Origin of the sequence: Stenotrophomonas sp. YIM B06876, assembly GCF_030711595.1 — a bacterium.
Classification (GTDB): Bacteria; Pseudomonadota; Gammaproteobacteria; order Xanthomonadales; family Xanthomonadaceae; genus Stenotrophomonas.
This window is the reverse complement of the sequence record NZ_JAUJUJ010000100.1, coordinates 1-2640: the sequence shown is the minus strand read 5'-3', so window position 1 is coordinate 2640 and position 2640 is coordinate 1. Positions and strand designations below refer to the sequence as shown.

3 protein-coding genes are annotated in these 2640 nt (G+C 63.5%); all 3 read right to left on the bottom strand.

The features are described 5' to 3' along the window. The coding region (locus tag QZH66_RS14945; RefSeq protein ID WP_305806707.1) for an ATP-binding cassette domain-containing protein at positions 1 to 675 on the bottom strand (675 nt) is incomplete at its 3' end. Between the two features lie 41 nt (positions 676 to 716). Further along, the gene (gene ugpE / locus QZH66_RS14940; RefSeq protein WP_305806706.1) at positions 717 to 1568 is read right to left on the bottom strand and encodes a sn-glycerol-3-phosphate ABC transporter permease UgpE; all 852 of its coding nucleotides are present in this window, start codon (positions 1566 to 1568) and stop codon (positions 717 to 719) included. Positions 1569 to 1612: 44 nt separating this feature from the next. Continuing rightward, positions 1613 to 2494 (bottom strand): sn-glycerol-3-phosphate ABC transporter permease UgpA, encoded by an 882-nt coding sequence (ugpA, locus tag QZH66_RS14935; protein WP_305806705.1) that lies wholly within the window; start codon positions 2492 to 2494, stop codon positions 1613 to 1615. Positions 2495 to 2640 lie beyond the last annotated feature (146 nt).

Here is a 2640-nt window from a genome sequence, read left to right as displayed (position 1 = left end):
GGTGATGCCGAGTTCGCGGTGCAGCTTCTGGATTTCCAGGCGCGTCTGGGCGCGCAGCTTGGCGTCGAGGTTGGACAGCGGCTCGTCGAACAGGAACACCTTGGGCTGGCGCACGATGGCGCGGCCCATGGCCACGCGCTGGCGCTGGCCGCCCGAGAGCTGGCGCGGCTTGCGGTCGAGCAGGTGGCTCAATTCGAGGATCTTGGCGGCCTTGTCCACGCGCGCCTTGATCTCGTCCTTGGGCACCTTGGCGATCTTCAGGCCATAGGCCATGTTGTCGAAGTTCGTCATGTGCGGGTACAGCGCGTAGTTCTGGAACACCATGGCGATGTCGCGCTCGGCCGGTTCCAGGTTGTTGACCACGCGCTCGCCGATGCAGATGTCGCCGCCGGAGATTTCTTCGAGGCCGGCGATCATGCGCAGCAGGGTGGACTTGCCGCAGCCCGAGGGGCCGACGATGACGATGAATTCGCGGTCNATGCAGATGTCGCCGCCGGAGATTTCTTCGAGGCCGGCGATCATGCGCAGCAGGGTGGACTTGCCGCAGCCCGAGGGGCCGACGATGACGATGAATTCGCGGTCTGCGATCTCAGCGTTCACGCCGTGGATCACGGGCACGGCGGTCTTGCCGCTGCCGTAGCGCTTGACGACGTTTTTCAGGGAAATGGATGCCATGGGAGTATTCGTTCAATAGGTCAAAAGAGGGTGGCTGGGGCTTATTTCTCGGTATCGACCAAGCCCTTGACAAACCACTTCTGCATCAGGATCACCACCGCCGTGGGCGGCAGCATGGCCAGGATGGCCGTGGCCATGGCCACGTTCCAGTCGATCGCGGCCTCGCCGCCGCCGGCGACCATGCGCTTGATGCCGATCACCACCGGGTACATGTCTTCGCTGGTGGTCATGAGCAGCGGCCACAGGTACTGGTTCCAGCCGTAGATGAACTGGATCACGAACAGCGCCGCGATCGAGGTCTTGGACAGCGGCACCAGGATGTCCTTGAAGAAGCGCATCGCGCCGGCGCCGTCCATGCGCGCCGCCTCCACCAGCTCGTCCGGCACCGTCAGGAAGAACTGGCGGAACAGGAAGGTGGCCGTGGCCGAGGCGATCAAGGGCAGCGTGAGGCCCGCGTAGCTGTTGAGCATGCCCAGGTCGGCGACCACCTTGTAGGTCGGCAGGATGCGCACTTCCACGGGCAGCATCAGGGTCACGAAAATGGCCCAGAAGCAGAACATCTTGAACGGGAAGCGGAAGTACACGATGGCGAACGCCGACAACAGCGAGATCGCGATCTTGCCCACGGTGATCACCATGGCGGTGACGAAGCTGACCCACATCATGTGCGCCACCGTGGTGTTGGAGCCGAGCTTGCCCGAACCGAGCAGGGCGGCCTTGTAGCTCTCCCACAGGTTGCTGCCCGGCAGCAGCGGCATGGGCGCCTGCACGATGGCATCGGGCGTGTGGGTCGAGGCGATGAAGGCCAGGTACAGCGGAAAGGCCACCACCAGCACGCCGAGGATCATCACGGCGTGCGAAAGGACGGTGAGCCAGGGGCGGCGGTCAACCATGTGCGGGCTCCAGATTCACAAAACAAAGCGGTGCGTGGCACATATCAGTACTGCACCTTTTTCTCGACATAGCGGAACTGCACCACGGTCAGCGTCACCACGATGATCATCAGGATCACCGACTGCGCGGCCGAGCCGCCCAGGTCGAGCGCCTTGAAGCCGTCCTGGTAGACCTTGTAGACCAGGATCGAGGTCGACTGGCCGGGGCCGCCGGCGGTGGTGGCGTCGATGATGCCGAAGGTGTCGAAGAACGCGTAGACGATGTTGATCACCAGCAGGAAGAAGGTGGTCGGCGAGAGCAGCGGCAGCTGGATGTTCCAGAAGCGCCGCCACGGGCCGGCGCCGTCGATCGAGGCGGCCTCGATCAGCGACTTCGGGATGGACTGCAGGCCGGCGAGGAAGAACAGGAAGTTGTACGAGATCTGCTTCCAGACCGAGGCGATGATGATCAGCGCCATCGCCTGGCCCTCGTTCATCAGGTGGTTCCAGTCCACGCCGATGGCGCGCAGGCCGAACGTCGCCACCCCGATGGAGGGCGAGAAGATGAACACCCAGAGCACGCCGGCGATGACCGGCGCCACGGCGTACGGCATGATCAGCAAGGTCTTGTAGACCATGGCGCCGCGCACGATGCGGTCGGCAAAAATGGCCAGCACCAGCGAGATGCCGATGCCCAAAGCGGCAACCAGCACCGAGAACCAGGCGGTGGTCTGGAACGACGCCAGGTAGTTGGGGTCGTCCCACAGCTGGCGGAAGTTATCGAAGCCGACCCATTCGGTGGACAGGCCGAAGGCATCCTGCACCTGCATGGACTGCAGGATCGCCTGGCTGGCGGGCCAGAAGAAGAAGACGCTGATGATGACCAGCTGCGGCAGCATCAATGCCCAGGGGAGCCATCGGGAGCGGAAAAGTACGCGTTTTTCCATGGAGATTCACAATAAAACAACCGCCGGGTCCCTTGCGGGTCGCGGCGGATGGGGTGCTGGACCGGCGCGCGAGCGGGGCCTCAATGCAAGAAAAAGTGGCGCAGTGCCACGCGAAGTGGCGCTATTGTGCCTTTGTGCAGCCCCGG

Coding starts and splice junctions, on each gene's coding strand:
- ugpE (WP_305806706.1), bottom strand. CDS start 1,568: ATGGTTGACCGCCGCCCCTGGCTCACCGTCCTTTCGCACGCCGTGATG.
- ugpA (WP_305806705.1), bottom strand. CDS start 2,494: ATGGAAAAACGCGTACTTTTCCGCTCCCGATGGCTCCCCTGGGCATTG.